The 17460-nt window shown below is 31.6% G+C and carries 17 protein-coding genes and 1 riboswitch; of the genes, 11 read left to right on the plus strand and 6 right to left on the minus strand.

Going from position 1 to position 17460, the window contains the following annotated elements:
* Positions 1 to 451 precede the first annotated feature (451 nt).
* From ACMOUI_RS11525 to ACMOUI_RS11540, 4 genes are all read right to left on the minus strand, one after another.
* Positions 452 to 1351, minus strand: coding sequence for an alpha/beta fold hydrolase (locus tag ACMOUI_RS11525; RefSeq protein ID WP_418965864.1), 900 nt, complete (start codon positions 1349 to 1351; stop codon positions 452 to 454).
* Positions 1348 to 2268, minus strand: a complete 921-nt coding sequence (locus ACMOUI_RS11530) for a calcium/sodium antiporter (RefSeq protein WP_418965837.1) — start codon at positions 2266 to 2268, stop codon at positions 1348 to 1350. Before ACMOUI_RS11530 ends, ACMOUI_RS11525 begins: the two co-directional genes overlap by 4 nt.
* A 14-nt stretch (positions 2269 to 2282) precedes the next feature.
* Positions 2283 to 3638: an MATE family efflux transporter gene (locus tag ACMOUI_RS11535; protein ID WP_418965838.1), complete on the minus strand. Its 1356-nt coding sequence runs from the start codon at positions 3636 to 3638 to the stop codon at positions 2283 to 2285.
* A 71-nt stretch (positions 3639 to 3709) separates the two neighbouring features.
* Positions 3710 to 4387 carry a flavin reductase family protein gene (locus tag ACMOUI_RS11540; protein ID WP_418965839.1) on the minus strand — a complete coding sequence of 226 codons (678 nt, stop codon included), beginning with the start codon at positions 4385 to 4387 and terminating at the stop codon, positions 3710 to 3712.
* Between the two features lie 157 nt (positions 4388 to 4544).
* On the opposite strand from ACMOUI_RS11540, the gene ACMOUI_RS11545 reads away from it, so the two are divergent.
* Positions 4545 to 4706 carry a DUF6693 family protein gene (locus ACMOUI_RS11545; protein WP_418965840.1) on the plus strand — a complete coding sequence of 54 codons (162 nt, stop codon included), beginning with the start codon at positions 4545 to 4547 and terminating at the stop codon, positions 4704 to 4706.
* A gap of 326 nt (positions 4707 to 5032) precedes the next feature.
* Positions 5033 to 5395: a glycine zipper domain-containing protein gene (locus tag ACMOUI_RS11550; RefSeq protein WP_418965841.1), complete on the plus strand. Its 363-nt coding sequence runs from the start codon at positions 5033 to 5035 to the stop codon at positions 5393 to 5395.
* A gap of 27 nt (positions 5396 to 5422) precedes the next feature.
* On the opposite strand, the gene ACMOUI_RS11555 is transcribed toward ACMOUI_RS11550, so the two are convergent.
* On the minus strand, positions 5423 to 6580 hold the full coding sequence (locus ACMOUI_RS11555) for an iron-containing alcohol dehydrogenase (RefSeq protein ID WP_418965842.1): 1158 nt from the start codon (positions 6578 to 6580) through the stop codon (positions 5423 to 5425).
* A 231-nt stretch (positions 6581 to 6811) separates the two neighbouring features.
* On the opposite strand from ACMOUI_RS11555, the gene ACMOUI_RS11560 reads away from it, so the two are divergent.
* From ACMOUI_RS11560 to ACMOUI_RS11590, 7 genes are read left to right on the plus strand one after another with little or no spacing between them, the layout of a single operon-like run.
* Entirely contained in the window at positions 6812 to 7228 is a 417-nt protein-coding gene (locus ACMOUI_RS11560) for a GlcG/HbpS family heme-binding protein (RefSeq protein WP_418965843.1), read from the plus strand.
* Between the two features lie 16 nt (positions 7229 to 7244).
* Positions 7245 to 8909, plus strand: coding sequence for a propanediol/glycerol family dehydratase large subunit (locus ACMOUI_RS11565; RefSeq protein ID WP_418965844.1), 1665 nt, complete (start codon positions 7245 to 7247; stop codon positions 8907 to 8909).
* Positions 8910 to 8918: 9 nt separating this feature from the next.
* On the plus strand, positions 8919 to 9467 hold the full coding sequence (locus ACMOUI_RS11570) for a propanediol/glycerol family dehydratase medium subunit (RefSeq protein ID WP_418965845.1): 549 nt from the start codon (positions 8919 to 8921) through the stop codon (positions 9465 to 9467).
* Positions 9468 to 9478: 11 nt separating this feature from the next.
* Complete coding sequence (locus ACMOUI_RS11575; protein WP_418965846.1) at positions 9479 to 9901, plus strand: diol dehydratase small subunit; 423 nt, start codon at positions 9479 to 9481, stop codon at positions 9899 to 9901.
* A gap of 13 nt (positions 9902 to 9914) precedes the next feature.
* Positions 9915 to 11735: a diol dehydratase reactivase subunit alpha gene (locus tag ACMOUI_RS11580; protein WP_418965847.1), complete on the plus strand. Its 1821-nt coding sequence runs from the start codon at positions 9915 to 9917 to the stop codon at positions 11733 to 11735.
* Positions 11729 to 12064, plus strand: a complete 336-nt coding sequence (locus ACMOUI_RS11585) for a glycerol dehydratase reactivase beta/small subunit family protein (protein WP_418965848.1) — start codon at positions 11729 to 11731, stop codon at positions 12062 to 12064. The genes ACMOUI_RS11580 and ACMOUI_RS11585 overlap by 7 nt, the downstream gene beginning before the upstream one ends.
* Before the next feature lie 12 nt (positions 12065 to 12076).
* Positions 12077 to 12958, plus strand: coding sequence for a PocR ligand-binding domain-containing protein (locus ACMOUI_RS11590; protein WP_418965849.1), 882 nt, complete (start codon positions 12077 to 12079; stop codon positions 12956 to 12958).
* A 32-nt stretch (positions 12959 to 12990) separates the two neighbouring features.
* On the opposite strand, the gene ACMOUI_RS11595 is transcribed toward ACMOUI_RS11590, so the two are convergent.
* A complete protein-coding gene (locus tag ACMOUI_RS11595; RefSeq protein ID WP_418965850.1) occupies positions 12991 to 14529 on the minus strand; it encodes a hypothetical protein in 1539 nt (512 codons plus the stop codon).
* A 185-nt stretch (positions 14530 to 14714) separates the two neighbouring features.
* A riboswitch (cobalamin riboswitch) is annotated at positions 14715 to 14893 on the plus strand.
* A 125-nt stretch (positions 14894 to 15018) separates the two neighbouring features.
* Between ACMOUI_RS11595 and ACMOUI_RS11600 the strand changes: the two genes are divergently transcribed.
* Together ACMOUI_RS11600 and cbiB are read left to right on the plus strand one after the other, a co-directional pair.
* Positions 15019 to 16506, plus strand: a complete 1488-nt coding sequence (locus tag ACMOUI_RS11600; protein WP_418965865.1) for a cobyric acid synthase — start codon at positions 15019 to 15021, stop codon at positions 16504 to 16506.
* Positions 16503 to 17450 carry an adenosylcobinamide-phosphate synthase CbiB gene (gene cbiB / locus ACMOUI_RS11605; protein ID WP_418965851.1) on the plus strand — a complete coding sequence of 316 codons (948 nt, stop codon included), beginning with the start codon at positions 16503 to 16505 and terminating at the stop codon, positions 17448 to 17450. The genes ACMOUI_RS11600 and cbiB overlap by 4 nt, the downstream gene beginning before the upstream one ends.
* Positions 17451 to 17460: the final 10 nt, after the last annotated feature.

Below are 17460 nucleotides of genomic sequence, written 5' to 3' on the forward strand. Positions count from 1 at the left end.
TTACAAGTGAAAAATATAGATTTATTGGGAAATAGGAAAAAAATTTAAAAACTGAGAGAATTGAAGCGCATATTTATGCGACATTGATTAGAATTTTGTTACTTTTAGAGATTACAAAGAGTCTTGATGAAGGATATACTCGAGAAACAAGTGTTCGAAGAAGTATAAAATCTACTTTAGTGATATTAAGCGATTTTTTAGTCCGCTTAAAAGATGAAAAAAAGTTTTTATCACTTTGCTCTAGGTTAAAAAATATCAAAAAAAAAGATAAAAAAAAAGGTTCCTAGCGAATAAAAATCACCAAGAACACAAAGCAATAATAATATACATCGTTTTAACCATTTTTACAAGTGGTTTTTTGTTTTTCAAAAAAATAAGTATTGAAACGAAAAAGAACCTAAATAATTAAGATTTAGGTTCTAATTTCTAATTAGCTTGATAGCTATGGGAGTCAATCTCCTCCTTTTTCTTTTATCCAGTGTAGTATATCTCTATATACCTGATCCTTGTTTAATTCATTTAAAATTTCATGTCTGCAGTTTTTATAAAGCTTTAAGGAGACTTTTTTAAATCCTAAATCTAGATAGAAGTGGTATAAAGATTTTACGCCTATACCATAAAGACCTATTGGGTCTGATTCACCAGAGATAACTAAAATAGGTGTCTCTCTATTAATAAAATTAAAACTATCTCTTTTATAAAGTTTAGATAAAAAATCTAAAAAGTTATAGTAGAATTTAGGAGTATAACTAAATCCACAGTGAGGGTCCTTTAAAAACTCTTGAACAACCTTTGAATCTCTACTTAACCAAGATGAGCTATTTCTATTTTTATCAGTTATCTTAGAGTTAGCTCCTAAAAAAATAATATCATTAAATATTTTTTTTGGATTATCTGTCAGTAGAGATATAGATTTAAAAAGTGTTTTACCAATAAAAGTCATAAATTTTCTTTCATAACAACTTCCCATAAAAATATAGCTAAATTTTTCTTTGGAGTACACTTTCATATGTTTTTGAGCTATAAAAGATCCCATGCTATGACCCAAAATACAGATAGGAAGGTGAGGAAAATTCTCCCTTAAAGTTTTGCTTATATTGACCTGATCAAAAACTAAGATATCAAAAGAGCTAGAGAAAGCTCCTAAAGTTCCATTTTTAAGAGCCTCCTCTCCATGACCTCTATGGTCGGATAAAGCGACAATATATCTATTACTATTTAGAAAAGCTGCAAATTCCATATATCTGTTAGAATATTCACTCATTCCATGTATTATTTGAACAATTCCAATGGGTAACTCATCATTGTTATAGATTATTTTAATTTTAATCCCCTCCTTTTTTACTCCTATTTAAAAAGAGAATATAGGTAAGTTGAATAAACTGCTAAAAATAAAAGACCATGAATTCTATTTAATCTGTAATTTCTTAAAACAAATGCTAAAAGAAGAACAGAAGCTACCATATTTAAAATTAAATCTATAAATGCACTATTTGGAACATCTATAGGTGTGATAACAGCAGATATTCCTAAAATAAAGAATGTGTTAAAGATATTGGAACCAACAACATTTCCTATAGCAATATCTGTATTCTTTTTAAAAGCCGCAACAACAGAGGTCGCAAGTTCAGGAAGTGATGTTCCTAAAGAAACAACTGTAACAGAGATAACCCTTTCTGAAATTCCAAAGTTTCTAGCCAGATCAACGGCAGAATCAACAATAAATTTTCCACCAAAAACTAGAAGAATAAATCCAAGTATAGTTACTCCAATGGCAATGGGTAAAGTGTAGTTTTTTACTTCTAATTCACTTTCCTCTCTATTTGTAACTGTTAAATATGTATTATACATAAGGAACAGGATGAAAAAACCAAGTAGGATAAATCCATCACCCCTAGATATAATGCCATTTTTAGATAACACATATGTTAGAACAGATGCAAAAAGTGCTATGGGAATCTCAAACTTAACGGTATTTCTCGACACTGTCAAAGGGTATATAATAGCAGTTATACCCAAAATTATAAGAATGTTTATAATATTACTTCCAACAACATTTCCTAGAGTGATTGCTGACTTTCCATTTAATGCTGAGATAACATTTACAACAAGTTCAGGAGCAGAAGTTCCAAAAGCTACAATAGTAAGACCAATGACAATGTTTGGGATATTGAATCTTTTTGCTATAACTGAAGCCCCATCAACAAGAGAGTTAGCTCCTAAAACTAAAAACACAACACCTACAAGTAAAATAATTAAAGATAACATAAAATCCTCCTAAGTTAAACTAAACTTCTAATCCATTTATATGACATAACACGAGGATATGTTATCGCACATTTAACAAGTTCCTCCAAACAGATTATAAAGTATAAAGTTGTTATAGATAGTCCAGGGATAAAGTGGATAGCTGTGAAAGCTAATGGAATTCCAATAACCCAAATTCCAATCATCTCAGTTGCGATTGCATAGATAACATCACCACCACCTCTTAAAGTACCTATTACTTGTATAATAGCATAAAATCTTGCAGGAATAAAGAATGCCATTATTTTTAGAACAGTGATTACATTTTTAGCTGTTTCAGGAGTTATTTTAAATACACCAACAAAAAGAGGTGAGATAAAGTAGAATGCTATTCCGATAACTACCCCCAATAGAACTCCAAATTGTGATATTTTTATAGATAGAGAGTAGGCCTCATCTTTTAAACCTGCTCCAATTTTATTTCCTATTATGATAGCTGAGGCAGCTCCAATACCAATACCAAATATATTAAACATATTATTTACTGTAATTGCAATCTGCATAGTGGCAGTGGCATTAACTCCAAGTTGGGCATAGGCGATAGAGTATGTTGAAATTCCTAAAATCCACATGATATCATTAAAAATAACTGGAGATGCGATTTTAAAGAACTCTTTAAATTTTTTACGTGAAAGCTCCTTTAAACCGTGGAACTTTGTGGCTATAACATTGTTATAGTTATATATCATAAACAGAAGAAATCCAAGCTCCATAGTTCTTGAAACAGTTGTTCCTAAGGCAGCTCCAGCCACTCCCATTTGAGGTGCTCCAAACTTACCAAAGATAAAGATATAGTTTAAAAGACCATTGAAGGCAATTCCAACAATACTTCCATACATAGGTAGTTTAGTTTGAGCTGTACTTCTAAGAGCCATTGAATAGGCAAGAGTTATAGATGATAAGATATAGCTCACTGCGACGATTCTTAAATAACTAACTCCTAAAGCTGTAACTGTTGGGTCATTTAAGAAAATATGAATAATATTTGCTGGGAAAATAAGCGCAATGGCAGCAAAAAATATGGAAACTCCAAGAGAGATTAAAAGAGATAAGTCTAAAAACTCATGTATTTTTTTTACATCTTTTTTACCCCAAAGCTGAGACATGAAGATTGAAGCTCCCATTCCTACTCCAGCAACAGAGTAGAAGAAAATCATATAAAATTGATTGGATAGTCCAACTGCAGCGATCTCACTTTCTCCAAGTTTTCCAACCATAATATTATCAAGAAGATTTAATGATGCAGTGATAAGACTTTGCAAAATAATTGGGATGGCAAGAGCCATTAACATTTTAATAAAACTTTTTTCGAATTTAAATTTTTGAAACATGAAACACTCCTTTTGTAAAGTAAAGAGCAGATGGGTTATAAGCTGCCCATCTGCTCTTTATATATTGTATTTTATTTTTTCTTTTTAACTTTTGTTTTTACTTTTTTTCTAGGTTTTTTGTTATTTTTCTCATCTCTATACTCAACATAAGATTTTATATGCTTATATTTTTCTATTAATAGAGGATTTTTGGCAACTGAGAATCCAAACTGTCCAATAGGTTTTTTAGTCATTGGGAAATATTCTCCATGGCAATAGTTAATTAAATTTGCCCATTCAAAGTGAATTTTACCTTTTTCATCAATAATATTTTTATTGATATGTGAACCAACTACCTCTGCTAAAAATAGATCGTGAGTTCCCAGAGGAATAATCTGTTTTACTTTACACTCAATATTTATAGGAAACTCCTCTAAATATGGTGAATTAACATGATGCCCAGGTCTAGCAGTCAATCCAAGATGCTTAATTTTGTCCACATCTCTACCAGAGATAACACCGCAATAGTCAGTTTCTCTAACTTGAAAAGTATTGGGTAGATTAACTGTGAACTCCATTGTTTCTTTGATGTACTCGTATGATAATCTTTCAGGTCTAATAGAGATAGAAAGCATTGGAGGATTGGTGCAGATAGTACCTGTCCATGCAACTGTAAATGCATTGTTTATTCCATCTTTGTTTTTAGATGTAATAACTACAGCTGGAACAGGGTTTAAAACTACGCTCCCCTTAAATAGTTCTTTAGTCATTTTATAGCTCCTTACTTCTCTTAATTTTATCTTTTTATTATACAATATTAATTATTTAATGTCTATAATCTCCTGAGGAATCTTTAGAAAAAATCTTGTAAAATTAAAAGAAAAAATATATTATTATAGAATAAAATAATAAAAGAGGTGAAGAAAAATGGCAAAAAGATTAAGATGTGATGTTGGATTTGCAGATAGTTTATTATTTCTATTAGGATGGACAGTTTTAGTTGTAATAACTTTTGGATTGGCATCTCCATTCTTTTTATTTTCTCTTATTAAGTTCATGATAAATAGAACTGTTATTACAGAGGAGTAGTTATGGATGTAGAGATAACTAAAGATGTTTTAAACTATTTAGAGGAGAAGAATATCAAAGATATAAAGCTATATTTAGAGAGCAGTAAAGGAAGTAAATGATGTCCTGTTATTTTTAATGTTCAGGTTGAACTTTTAACAGAGACAAAGAGAGAAAAACTTGGTGAAAAAATAATTTTTAACGGAGTTAATGTCTATATAGATAAATCAGTTCCTAGAGATAAAAATTATAAAATTTTTAAAGTATTAAAAATCCCATTTTTACCAATGATAATAGATGTAGAAGAGATTAAAAAATATTAAAAAGTAGTAGGAAAAGGAGTTTATATGAAAAAATATCTAATATTATCAGTCTTATCTGTAATGATTTTATCAGGATGCTCTAATGTTGGATCAAATACAATAGGATCAACAACAGTTGGAGCTGGAGCAGGGGCACTTTTAGGACAAGCTATCGGAGGAGATAGTAAAGCTACTCTTTTAGGTGCTGGAATAGGTGCAGCAGCAGGAGCTTTAGTGGGATCAGTTCAAGATCAAACTCAAGCTATAAAAGATACAAATCAACAACCATATTACAATCAACCACAATATGGAGGACAACCACAGTATAATCAACCTCAATATAACAACCAATATAATCAACAATATGATAGACCATACTATAGTCAACCATATAACTCAACATATTAAAAAAACCTCCAATTGGAGGTTTTTTTATTACATAGCACTTTTAAATATATTAGCAATATCTCTTTCATTCCCTTTTCTTGGGTTACTAAATGCATTTCCATCTTTTAAAGCATTGATAGACATAAGCTCGATATCTTCCTCTTTAACTCCAGCCTCTCTTAGGCTTTTAGGGATTCCAACATCTCCAGAAAGTCTAAATATAGCTTCAATAGATTTTTCCGCAGCTTCAATAACAGATAATCCATCTATTTTTTCACCCATAAATTCAGCTATATCAGCAAATTTTTCAGGATTAGCAATCATATTGTAACGACAAACATGTGGAAGTAACATAGCGTTGGCAACTCCATGAGGCATATCATATAGTCCTCCCAATTGGTGTGCCATAGCATGAACATATCCTAGATTTCCATTGTTAAAAGCCATACCAGCTAAAAGTGACCCATATGCCATATTCTCTCTAGCTTTTAAGTTTTCTCCATTGGCAACTGCTTGTCTTAAGTTTTGAGATATTAGTTTAATAGCTTGAATAGCAGCAGCATCTGTAACAGGGTTAGCATCTTTAGATACATATGCTTCAATAGCGTGAGTAAGAGCATCCATACCAGTTGCAGCAGTTAAACCTGCAGGTTTTCCAACCATAAGTAAAGGATCATTAATAGAAACTTGTGGTAAGTTTCTCCAGCTTACAATAACAAATTTTACTTTAGTTTTAGTATTAGTGATAACAGCGTGTCTAGTAACTTCAGAAGCAGTACCAGCAGTTGTATTAATAGCGATAATTGGAGGAAGCGGATTTGTTAAAGTTTCAATTCCAGCATAGTCACAGATATCTCCAGGGTGAGTAACAGCTATTCCAATCCCTTTTCCGCAGTCATGAGGAGAACCTCCACCAACAGTTATAATCATGTCACACCCTTCTTTTCTATACATATCTGCACCTTCATACACATTTGTATCTTTAGGATTAGGCTCAACATTGTCAAATACAACACTTTCTACTCCAGCTTTCTTTAGATACTCTATAGTTTTCTCCACAGCTCCATCTTTTAAAGAGTGTAAAAATTTATCAGTAACGATTAAAGCTTTTTTTCCATTTAGTATTTGAGCTCTATCCCCAACTACACTAAGGCATCCAGGTCCGAAAAAGTTAACACTTGGCATTAAATAATCATAAAATCTCATTTTAATCTCCTCCCAAAATATAGTAATTCTCGTTTCAGTTTAAGAGTAACAAAAAAATAAGATGTAAACAAGGTAAAAAAATACCTAAAAATGGTAAAAAAAAAGCATAATTCCAATTTGTGATAAAAAATTACCAATTTAAGAGAGAATATTACCTTGAAGTATATAGAAAAAGTTGTTAATATTCGATATATGAACATAATAAAGTGAGTAAACAGGGAGGAAAAAGTTATGATTACAAAGAGTTTTAATCAAATTACCTTAAAAGCTTCAAAAAAAATGGGTGAAGCAGCTCTGAAAAAAGCAACGGAAATAAAAGTGCCAGTGGTATTTTCAGTGGTTGATAATGGTGGAAATCTAATATATTTAGAGAGAATGGATGACGCTTTTGTAACAAGTGTAGATATAGCAATAAATAAAGCATTTACTGCTTGGGCATTAAAAAAAGGTACCAATGAACTAAGTGAAGTTGTTTTACCAGGAGAAAGTTTATACGGTTTAAATTTGACAAATAACTCTAGAATAATAACTTTTGGTGGAGGATTCCCTATTGTCATAGATGGAGAGATTGTTGGCGCAGTTGGTGTCAGCGGAGGAACTGTGGAAGAGGATATGGAAATAGCAAAAGCAGCACTAAAGTCTTTATAATTTTATAGGAGGAGCGATGAGATCAAAACGTTTTGAAGTTTTAAGTGAGCGTGCAGTAAATAAAGATGGATTTATAGGAGAGTGGAAAGAGGAAGGGCTAATAGCTATGGACAGTCCATTGGATCCGAAACCAAGTTTAGTAATTAAAGATGGAAAAATAGTTGAACTAGATGGTAAAAAAAGAGAAGAGTTTGATATGATAGATCTTTTTATAGCGGACTATGCAATCGATTTAAGATATGCTGAAGAAGCTATGAAACTATCAACACTTGAAATAGCAAAAAAATTAGTTGATATAAATGTAAAAAAAGAGGATATACTAAAAATAACAACTGGGATAACACCTGCAAAAATGGTTGAAGTAATAAGCCACCTAAATGTTGTTGAGATGATGATGGCTGTTCAAAAGATGAGAGCTAGAAAAACTCCTTCAAACCAGTGTCATGTAACTAACTTGAGAGATAATCCAGTTCAGATAGCGGCAGATGCAGCGGAAGCAGCTATAAGAGGCTTTGATGAACAGGAAACTACAGTTGGGATTGTGAGATATGCTCCATTTAATGCTATCGCAATTTTTGTAGGGTCTCAAGTGGGAAGAGGAGGAGTATTAACTCAGTGTTCAGTTGAGGAAGCAACAGAGTTGGAACTTGGAATGAGAGGATTTACAAGTTATGCAGAAACAGTTTCTGTATATGGAACTGAGCAGGTATTTACAGATGGAGATGATACTCCTTGGTCAAAAGCATTTTTAGCATCAGCTTATGCTTCAAGAGGACTAAAAATGAGATTTACTTCAGGAACAGGATCAGAAGCTCTAATGGGATACTCTGAAGGAAAATCAATGCTATATTTAGAGACTAGATGTATCTATATAACGAGAGGAGCAGGAGTTCAAGGGTTACAAAATGGAGCTGTGAGTTGTATAGGAATGCCAGGTGCTTTACCAGGAGGAATAAGAGCGGTTTTAGGAGAAAACTTAATAGCTATGCTTTTAGATTTAGAGTGTGCTTCAGCTAATGATCAAACTTTCTCTCACTCTGATATCAGAAGAACAGCGAGAACTCTAATGCAGATGTTACCAGGAACAGACTTTATATTCTCTGGGTACAGTGCAGTTCCAAACTATGATAATATGTTTGCTGGCTCAAACTTTGACGCAGAGGATTTTGATGATTACAATATTTTACAAAGAGATTTAAAAGTTGATGGTGGATTGAGACCAGTTTCTGAAGATGAAGTAATAAAAATAAGAAATAAAGCTGCAAAAGCGATACAGGGTCTATTTAAAGAGTTGGATTTACCAGAGATAACAGATGAAGAGGTATATGCAGCAACATATGCACATGGTAGTAAGGATATGCCTGTTAGAGACGTTGTTCAAGATTTAAAAGGAGCTGAAGAGCTTTTGAAAAGAGGCGTAACTGGATTAGATTTAGTAAAAGCTTTAAGTAAAAGTGGATTTAAAGATGTGGCTGAGAATGTGTTAAATATGTTAAAACAAAGAGTTTCTGGAGATTATCTTCAAACTTCAGCAATTTTAAATAAAGATTTTAAAATTGTAAGTGCAATAAATGATAAAAACGACTACATGGGACCTGGAAGTGGTTATAGAATCAGTGAAGAGAGATGGAATGAAATTTCTAATATTCCAACAGCAATAAAGCCAGAGAGCATTGAATAGGAGGAAAAAATGGAAATAAAAATAAAAGAGGTTGGAATTGCAAAAAAAGGTGATAGAATAGAGGAAGTAGTTATAGGACTGGCTCCAGCATTTAAAAAATATCAGCATAAAACAATAACTGATATTCCTCATGATATAGTTTTGATGGAGTTAATTGCAGGAATAGAGGAAGAGGGATTGATAGCGAGAGTGGTAAGAGTAAATAGAACATCAGATGTTTGTTTTATTGCAAATGATGCAGCTAAGTTAAGTGGTTCTGGAATAGGGATAGGGATCCAATCTAAGGGAACAACGGTTATACATCAAAAGGATCTACTTCCATTAAATAATTTAGAGCTATTTCCTCAAGCACCTCTTTTAACACCAGAGATATATAGATTGATTGGAAAGAATGCAGCAAAATATGCTAAGGGAGAATCACCAAATCCAGTACCTGTCATAAGTGATCAAATGGTAAGACCAAAATATCAAGCAAAAGCGGCTTTGTTACACATAAAAGAGACAAAGCATGTAAAAGAAAATGAAAAACCTGAAGAGTTAGAATATACTTTTGAATAAGGAGATGAAAGATGAACAAAAAAATTAATATCGAATTAGATTATCCTTTGGGAGAGAAGAGAAAAGAGTGGTTAAAGACTCCAACTGGAAAGACATTGGATGATATCACTCTAGAAAATGTTTTAGATGAAAATATTAAAGCTCAAGATATTAGAATCTCTTCAGAAACACTTAATCTTCAAGGAGAAGTAGCAGAGACTGCAGGTCAACCAACTATAAAAAGAAATTTTCAAAGAGCAAGTGAACTGGTTAAAATCTCAGATGAAAGAATCTTGGAAATCTATAATGCTCTAAGACCAAATAGATCAACAAAAGAGGAACTTTTAGCAATAGCTGATGAATTAGAAAATAAATATGGCGCAGTTGTAAATGCAAATTTTGTTAGAGAAGCTGCAGAGATTTATGAAAAAAGAGGAAAGTTAAGAAAAGATTAGGAGCAGTTTAGTTATGAAAATTATTGCGGGTATCGATATAGGGAATGCGACAACTGAAGTAGCCCTAGCTAAAGTAAGCGACTTTGAATTAGAGTTTTTAGGGAGTTCACTTTATAAAACTACAGGATTAAAAGGAACTGAGGATAACATAGAGGGAATAAAAAAGGCTATATTATCCCTTTTAACAAAATTAGATATGAAATTAGAGGATTTAGATTTGATTCGTATAAATGAAGCTACCCCTGTAATCGGGGATGTTTCAATGGAAACAATAACTGAAACTATAATTACAGAGTCAACTATGATTGGGCATAATCCAGATACCCCAGGTGGATGTGGTATTGGAATAGGTATAACAGTTGAAGTGGACAGTTTAAAAGATTTGAAAAATGAAGAGCTAGAGGAGGAGTATATCGTTATAGCTAAGGGTGATAAAAACTTTTTAGAAATAGCAAAGATTTTAAATCTTGAAATGAGTAGAGGAGTAAAGGTAAAGGGTGCTATTCTACAAAAGGATGATGGGGTTCTTGTAAATAACAGATTATCAATAAAAATACCTATAGTTGATGAGGTTCAATTGATTGAGAAGATACCTTTAGGTGTTAAATGCTGTGTTGAAGTGGCACTGAAAGGAAGAGTTATTGAAAAAATCTCTAATCCATATGGAATTGCAACAATTTTTAATCTAAACTCTGAAGAAACAAAAAAAGTTGTACCTCTATCTAAAGCTCTTATAGGAAATAGATCAGGTGTTGTAATAAAAACTCCTCAAGGGGATGTAAAAGAAAAGGTTATTCCAGCTGGAAATCTATATATAAAAGGGATTAAATCCACTGAAGAGGTTGGAATACAAGAGGGCGCTGAAAAAATAATGGAAAAAATATCTTTTTTAAATGTACAGGATATTTTTGGAGAAGATGGAACAAACGTAGGTGGAATGCTAAGAAATGTAAAAAATACTATGAGCAAGTTCACTGGTGAAAGTATAGAGGATATAAAAATAAAGGATCTATTGGCAGTTGATACATTTGTTCCTCAAAAGATAAAAGGTGGTTTAGCTGGAGAATTTATGCTTGAAAATGCCGTTGGACTAGCTGTTATGGTGGGAACTGAAAAAAATCAAATGGAAACTTTAGCAAAATTGATAAAAAGTGAGCTCGGAGTACAGGTTGAAGTTGGAGGAGTGGAAGCGGATATGGCTATAAAAGGGGCTCTCACAACTCCAGGAACAGGGAAGCCATTGGCTATAATCGATATTGGAGCTGGGTCTACAGATGCCTGCAGTATAGATAGATTTGGTAGAAAAGCTCACACTCATCTAGCAGGGGCTGGAAATATGGTAACTCTATTGATTCAAAAAGAACTTGGAATTGAAAACTTTAATTTAGCTGAGGATATAAAAAAATACCCACTTGCAAAAGTGGAGTCATTTTTTCATATACGATATGAAGATGGAAGTGTAGAGTTTTTTAATGAGCCACTATCACCGAGTATATATGCCAAAAATGTGTTGATAAAAAATGGTGAATTAATTCCAATAGATATTCAAAGTACCATAGAAAAAATAAGAGAGATTAGAAGAGAGAGCAAAAGAAAAGTTTTCGTAACTAACTCAAAGAGGGCTTTAAGAAAGATATCTTTAACAAAAAATATTAGAGATTTTGAATTTGTAATAATAGTAGGTGGTTCAGCTCTTGACTTTGAAATACCTGAAATGATAACAGAGGCTCTCTCTAAATATGGAGTTGTTGCTGGCTGTGGAAACATAAGAGGAGTGGAAGGGCCTAGAAATGCCGTGGCAACAGGATTGGTTTTAGGTGATAGAGAGTGCTAAAGACAGGGATAGATATTGTGTGTTCAATCACTATAGATACAGTTGATATTCAAGAGATATTTTTTGGAATAGAGGAAGAAGGAGTTCCATATAATTTAATTTTTTTAGAAAGAGATAAAATTGATAAAGAACTATATATAAATGGAAGATTTGAAATAGGAATAGGAATAGATTCAGATGGGAACATACTGTTAAATCAAAAAAAATATTCTAAAAGCTATATATTGAAGGAAAATATTAAAAGTTCTAAAAATAAATTGAGGACTTTTGGTCAAAATGCTGCTAGAATATTGAAGGGGTTACCTTTAAAAAACAAAGTAGAGAGATGAAAGGTGTAGAGTATGCTTCATAAATATAAAAGAGAACTATTAAAAATCCAAGAAGAGATAGTGGATATGACTAAAATGGCTGTGGTAATTGTAGATGATGAAGGAAATTACCTGACAGAAAAAAGTAACTATTCAGAGTTTTGTAAAATTTTTAGAAAGAATAAAGAGCTCAGCTCATTTTGTGAAAAGTGTGATGTAAAGGCTTTGAGTAAAGCATTTTTATCATTAAAACCATATATTTATAGATGTCATGCTGGATTGGTGGATATGATAATTCCCATTGTCTATCAAAGTGAGTTAATTGGCGCATTTCTGGTTGGTCAAATACTTTTGGAAGATGAGGAAACATTTGAGTTAGAAGATATTTTAGTAGAAAATGTGGGAAAAGAGTTTAATATAAAAAAAATAGTTGAAAATTATGGGTTTTTAAAAAAGGTTAAATATAGTGAATTGCAAAGCATAGCGAGTATATTGCATTATACATCAGTGTATATAAGTGAGTGTATCAGAAGTAAAAAATGGTACAATCATGTGGTTGAAAACAATATTAAAGAGGAGAGAGTAGAGTATAGTCACTCTCAAATATCTTCAGCAATTACCTATATTAACGAAAATATTAAGGAAAATCTTCATTTGGAAAGTGTGGCAGCACTATGCAATTTGAGTATCTCTCAATTTAGTAGAGTTTTTAAAAAGGAAACGGGAAAGACTTTTAAAGAGTATGTTCTTATAAAAAAAATAGAAAAAGCTAAGCATTTTTTAGAGATTACCAGTAAATCTCTATCAGAAATATCAAATGAGATTGGAATTGAAGATAGTAGCTATTTTACAAAAGTGTTTAAAAAATATGAAAGAATTTGTCCAAAAGAATATAGAGATATGTTTCAAAAATAGAAAGAGGTAGCCCTATATAGAGCTACCTTTTTTTAATTTTTATGCGATTCACAAAATGATTCATACTCTTTTTTTAGAATATTTTTTACCTTTTCTCTCATCTCAGATAACTTATCATCTGGAATAGAAGGGGAGATTATCTTAATAGCTTTAACATATCTATCTAAGATATCCTCTATTTTTTGGTTGACAAGCTCTCTATTACTCTCTAAATTTTCAGGAGTCATACTGGCTAAAAAACTTGTTAAAGATTTATAAGAAGTATCAGTTGTAGACTTTATTAGAGATTTTGTAGACTCTATTTTTTCAACAGTTATATTTGAACTTATATTTTTCATATCCTGCTCAAGTTGCTCTAAAGATTTTTCAACCATATTTAAAACAGATACATACGCTTGACTATCTCTGTTATTTATAGTGGATTCAACCTTACTTATAGATGTTTTTAATCCATTTAAAATCTGAGTCTCTTTATCTGTGAAGTTTGCATTTCCAGAGGTAATTTTACCTAAAAGAGATTGCGCAGAGTCCAAATCATTTTTAAGAATATTTACAAAACCAAGCTCTAAATCTTTAAAATGTTGTGGAGGAACTTTGTTTTTAATCTCATCAATGATATTTTCAATCTCCTTAACAATAGTTGACAATAGATCATTTAACTGAGTTTGAATCTCAACTATTTTATTTGAATCGATATCTTTTAATATCTGCGGCACAATAAAGTTTATATTATCAAGTTGTAACTTAGTTATAGTATTAATATTTTTTAAATTTTCAGCATTACTTTTTTTAGTGAGACCTTTTAAAATAAAGATATGCTCTTTAATAAATTGAACAACTTTATCATTTATTAGAGAAAGGTCTTCAGCAGGGACAACTTCAATTAAGTTAGTAAATATTTTTGTAACTTTATCAGATGTATCCATTCCTAAAGTTTTCAATTTTTTCTGAATATCTAGAAAAGCTTCCTCTCCTAAGTCCTCTTTCAGTGGTTCAATCAAAGAGTTAAAAGAGTTTATATTACTTTGATAGAAATTTAAAACTTCAGCTTCAACAGTTTTTTCTTCACTTTGGAAAGTACTATAGCTTTTTTCGCACTCCTCTATAAAATTAGATAAACTTTTTCTAAAAAAATATTTTAATTCAAAAGAGATTATTGGATGAAAACTATGTTTACTTTCAAGTAAAGTTGTTTCAAGATGTATATTACACTTAGTGTCATTAATCTCATTTAAATGGAGAGTTGTTTCTATTTTAAACTTATCTCCCTCTGTCAGTATAAAATCTAAGCCCTTATTAACTTCAGGTTTTTTTAAATATAGCTTATGAGTTTTATTTCCAAATGTAACATCTAGTAAAAATGCCTCTTTATTTACAGCAGCATTGACTTTTGTATTTAAAATATCTTTTACTTTAAGATCTTCATATGATTTATTAGAATTTTTTGCACCAACTAACCATTTCTTTAAATTTCTTGGATTTAAAGCAAAAAGCTCTACAAACATAGGAGGAACATTAATAACTTTGTCCTCTATAATAAGAGGTTTTTCATTTGTTTTGACATCGTTCATATTTAATCACTCCCTTATAAAAAATTAATACTGTCTCATTTAATCTACGAATAAAATCTTGTTTTCTTTTAAATTTCTTTTAAAGTTTTTATTATAATTATTTTATTGCATTTTAAGTTTAGTTTTTAAACATAAAATTTTAAAAAGGGTTGACTTGTGCATAATCATTATGTATAATTATGATAAATATGTATAATATTTATGGTTCAATAATTTGATTAAAAGGAAAGTTGAGTGAAAATCTCACACGGTCCCGCCACTGTAAGGAGGACGAAATTAGACTAAGCCACTGTAGTTTTTATGGGAAGGCCTAAGAGTAGGATGAATCTGAGTCAGGATATCTGCCATGAATATAAAAGAAAATATAAAATCTGCGGTGAACAGATTTGTATTTAGAACTGTCAATTTCAATTCTAATTAGCAATATTCTATTCATTTTTGCATTTTTTATATTTCCGCTAAACTTCACAAGTTAGGAGAAATGATATGATGAAACATAAGAACATAATGGTTGTTGGAACATCTTCTGGAGCAGGGAAGAGTATAACAGTTACAGGCTTATGTAGAGCATTTTTTAAAGATGGGTACACTGTCTCACCTTTTAAATCTCAAAATATGGCACTGAACTCTTATATTACAAAAGATGGGCATGAAATGGGACGAGCTCAAGCTCTTCAAGCTATGGCATGTGAGATAGAGGCTCACTATAGTATGAATCCAATTTTATTAAAACCCACAGGTGATAGGAGAATTCAAGTTATTGTCAATGGAAAATCCATAGGGAATATGGGTGGACTTGAATATGGGAACTACAAAACAAGCTTAAAGAAAGATATAATTCACGCATATGATACAATTAAATCTAAAAATCAAATCTGCGTTATAGAGGGAGCAGGAAGCCCAGTGGAATTAAATATTAAACAGGACGATATTGTAAATATGGGCTTAGCCGAGATGTTAGATGCCCCAGTTATCCTAGTTGCCGATATAGATAGAGGAGGAGTTTTTGCATCAATCTATGGAACAATATCTCTTATGGAGCCTGAGGAAAGAGCCAGAGTAAAAGGTGTAATCATCAATAAGTTTAGAGGAAATGTCGATATATTAAAACCAGGGTTAGACAAGATAGAGGAACTAACAGGAGTTCCAATTTTAGGGGTTATGCCATACTTTGAACTAGACATAGAGGATGAGGATGGTGTGACAGAAAAATTCAATAGAATCAAATCAAAAGCTGCAGGAATAACAGTTTCAGTTATAAAACTTAAACATATATCCAACTTTACAGATATAGATGCTCTTTTAGCTAATACAGATGTAAATGTAAACTATGTGACATCTTTTCATGAGTTGGGAAATGAGGATTTAATAGTTATTCCAGGTTCTAAAAACACCATAGATGATTTAAAAGATATAAAGGAGAAAGGAATAGCTCAGGAGATTATAAAACTCTCTAGAAAAGGAATACCTATTATAGGTATATGTGGTGGATTCCAAATGTTAGGAGGGAGAGTCCTTGACCCATATGGAGTGGAAGGAGATATAAAGGAGCTACCTGGTTTAGGACTTTTAGATATAGAAACAACAATGGAGAAAGAAAAGGTTACAACTCAATATACAGGTTTTTTAAAAGGGGATAAGGGACTTTTAAAAGGAATGGGAAATATAGAGGTAAAAGGGTATGAAATCCATCAAGGAGTGACCAAAGGAAAAGAGGAGTCTATAACTTTAGACGATAGATTGGTAGCCACAGTAAAAGATAATATATTTGGAACATATCTACACGGAATTTTTGACAACAGAGAGTTTACTGACTTTATTCTAAATGAGATAAGAGAGAAAAAAGGGCTAGAGAAGAGAAAAAGTACAATGACTTTTGATGAATATAGACTTCAGGAGCTGGATAAATTAGAAAAAATATTTAGAGAAAATGTAGATATGGATGCTATCTATAAAATTTTGGAGGGCAAACAATGAGTTTTGTCATAAAAATTTGGATAGCTTATCTACTTGATTTAATTGCTGGTGATCCATATTGGTTCCCACACCCTATTAGATTTATTGGAAAGTATATAAGTTTAATTGAAAGTAAAATTTATGGTTTTAAAAATAAAAAAATCTGTGGAGGAATACTAGCTTTTTTAGTTATCTTAACAACAGGTATAGTATCTTACTATATAAGTAAAACATCTCAATATTTAGAGATTTTCTTTCTCTATACTACTTTAGCAACAAAAAGTCTAGGTGCTGAGGGTATTAAAGTATATAAAATTTTAAAAAGTGGAGATTTAGAGAGAGCTCAAAAAGAGCTATCATATCTTGTGAGTAGAGATACTGGAGAGATGGATGAAATACAGGTGGTTAGAAGTACAATGGAAACCATAGCAGAAAATAGTGTAGATGGTATTATAGCTCCAATGTTCTATGCTTTTTTAGGGAGTTTAGTAGTTGTGGATGGAGTTTCACTAGCCTTACCATTAGCAATGGGATATAAAGCGGTGAATACACTAGATTCAATGGTAGGATATAAAAATGATAGGTATATAGATTTTGGAATGGTCTCAGCAAAGATAGATGATCTATTTAATCTTATACCAGCGAGAATATCTGGTTTAATTATAATTCCTATTGCAACATTTCTATTGGGAATGGGTATAAAAAGACCTTTAAAGATATTTTTTAGAGATAGAAAAAATCATTCAAGTCCTAACTCAGGTCATCCAGAAGCGGTATTTGCTGGAGCAATAGGGGTTCAATTTGGAGGGAAAACAAGATACTTTGGAAAAGAGTTTGAAAAACCCACAATAGGAGATAAGCTAAAAGAGTTTCAAAGTGAAGATATAAAAAAGTGTTATAGGATAATGTTTATGACATCTCTTGTTGGAATGGCATTATTCACATTAGCAATTGAATTAGTATAATATATGGGAA

This window comes from Cetobacterium sp., assembly GCF_048470075.1.
Lineage (GTDB): Bacteria > Fusobacteriota > Fusobacteriia > Fusobacteriales > Fusobacteriaceae > Cetobacterium_A.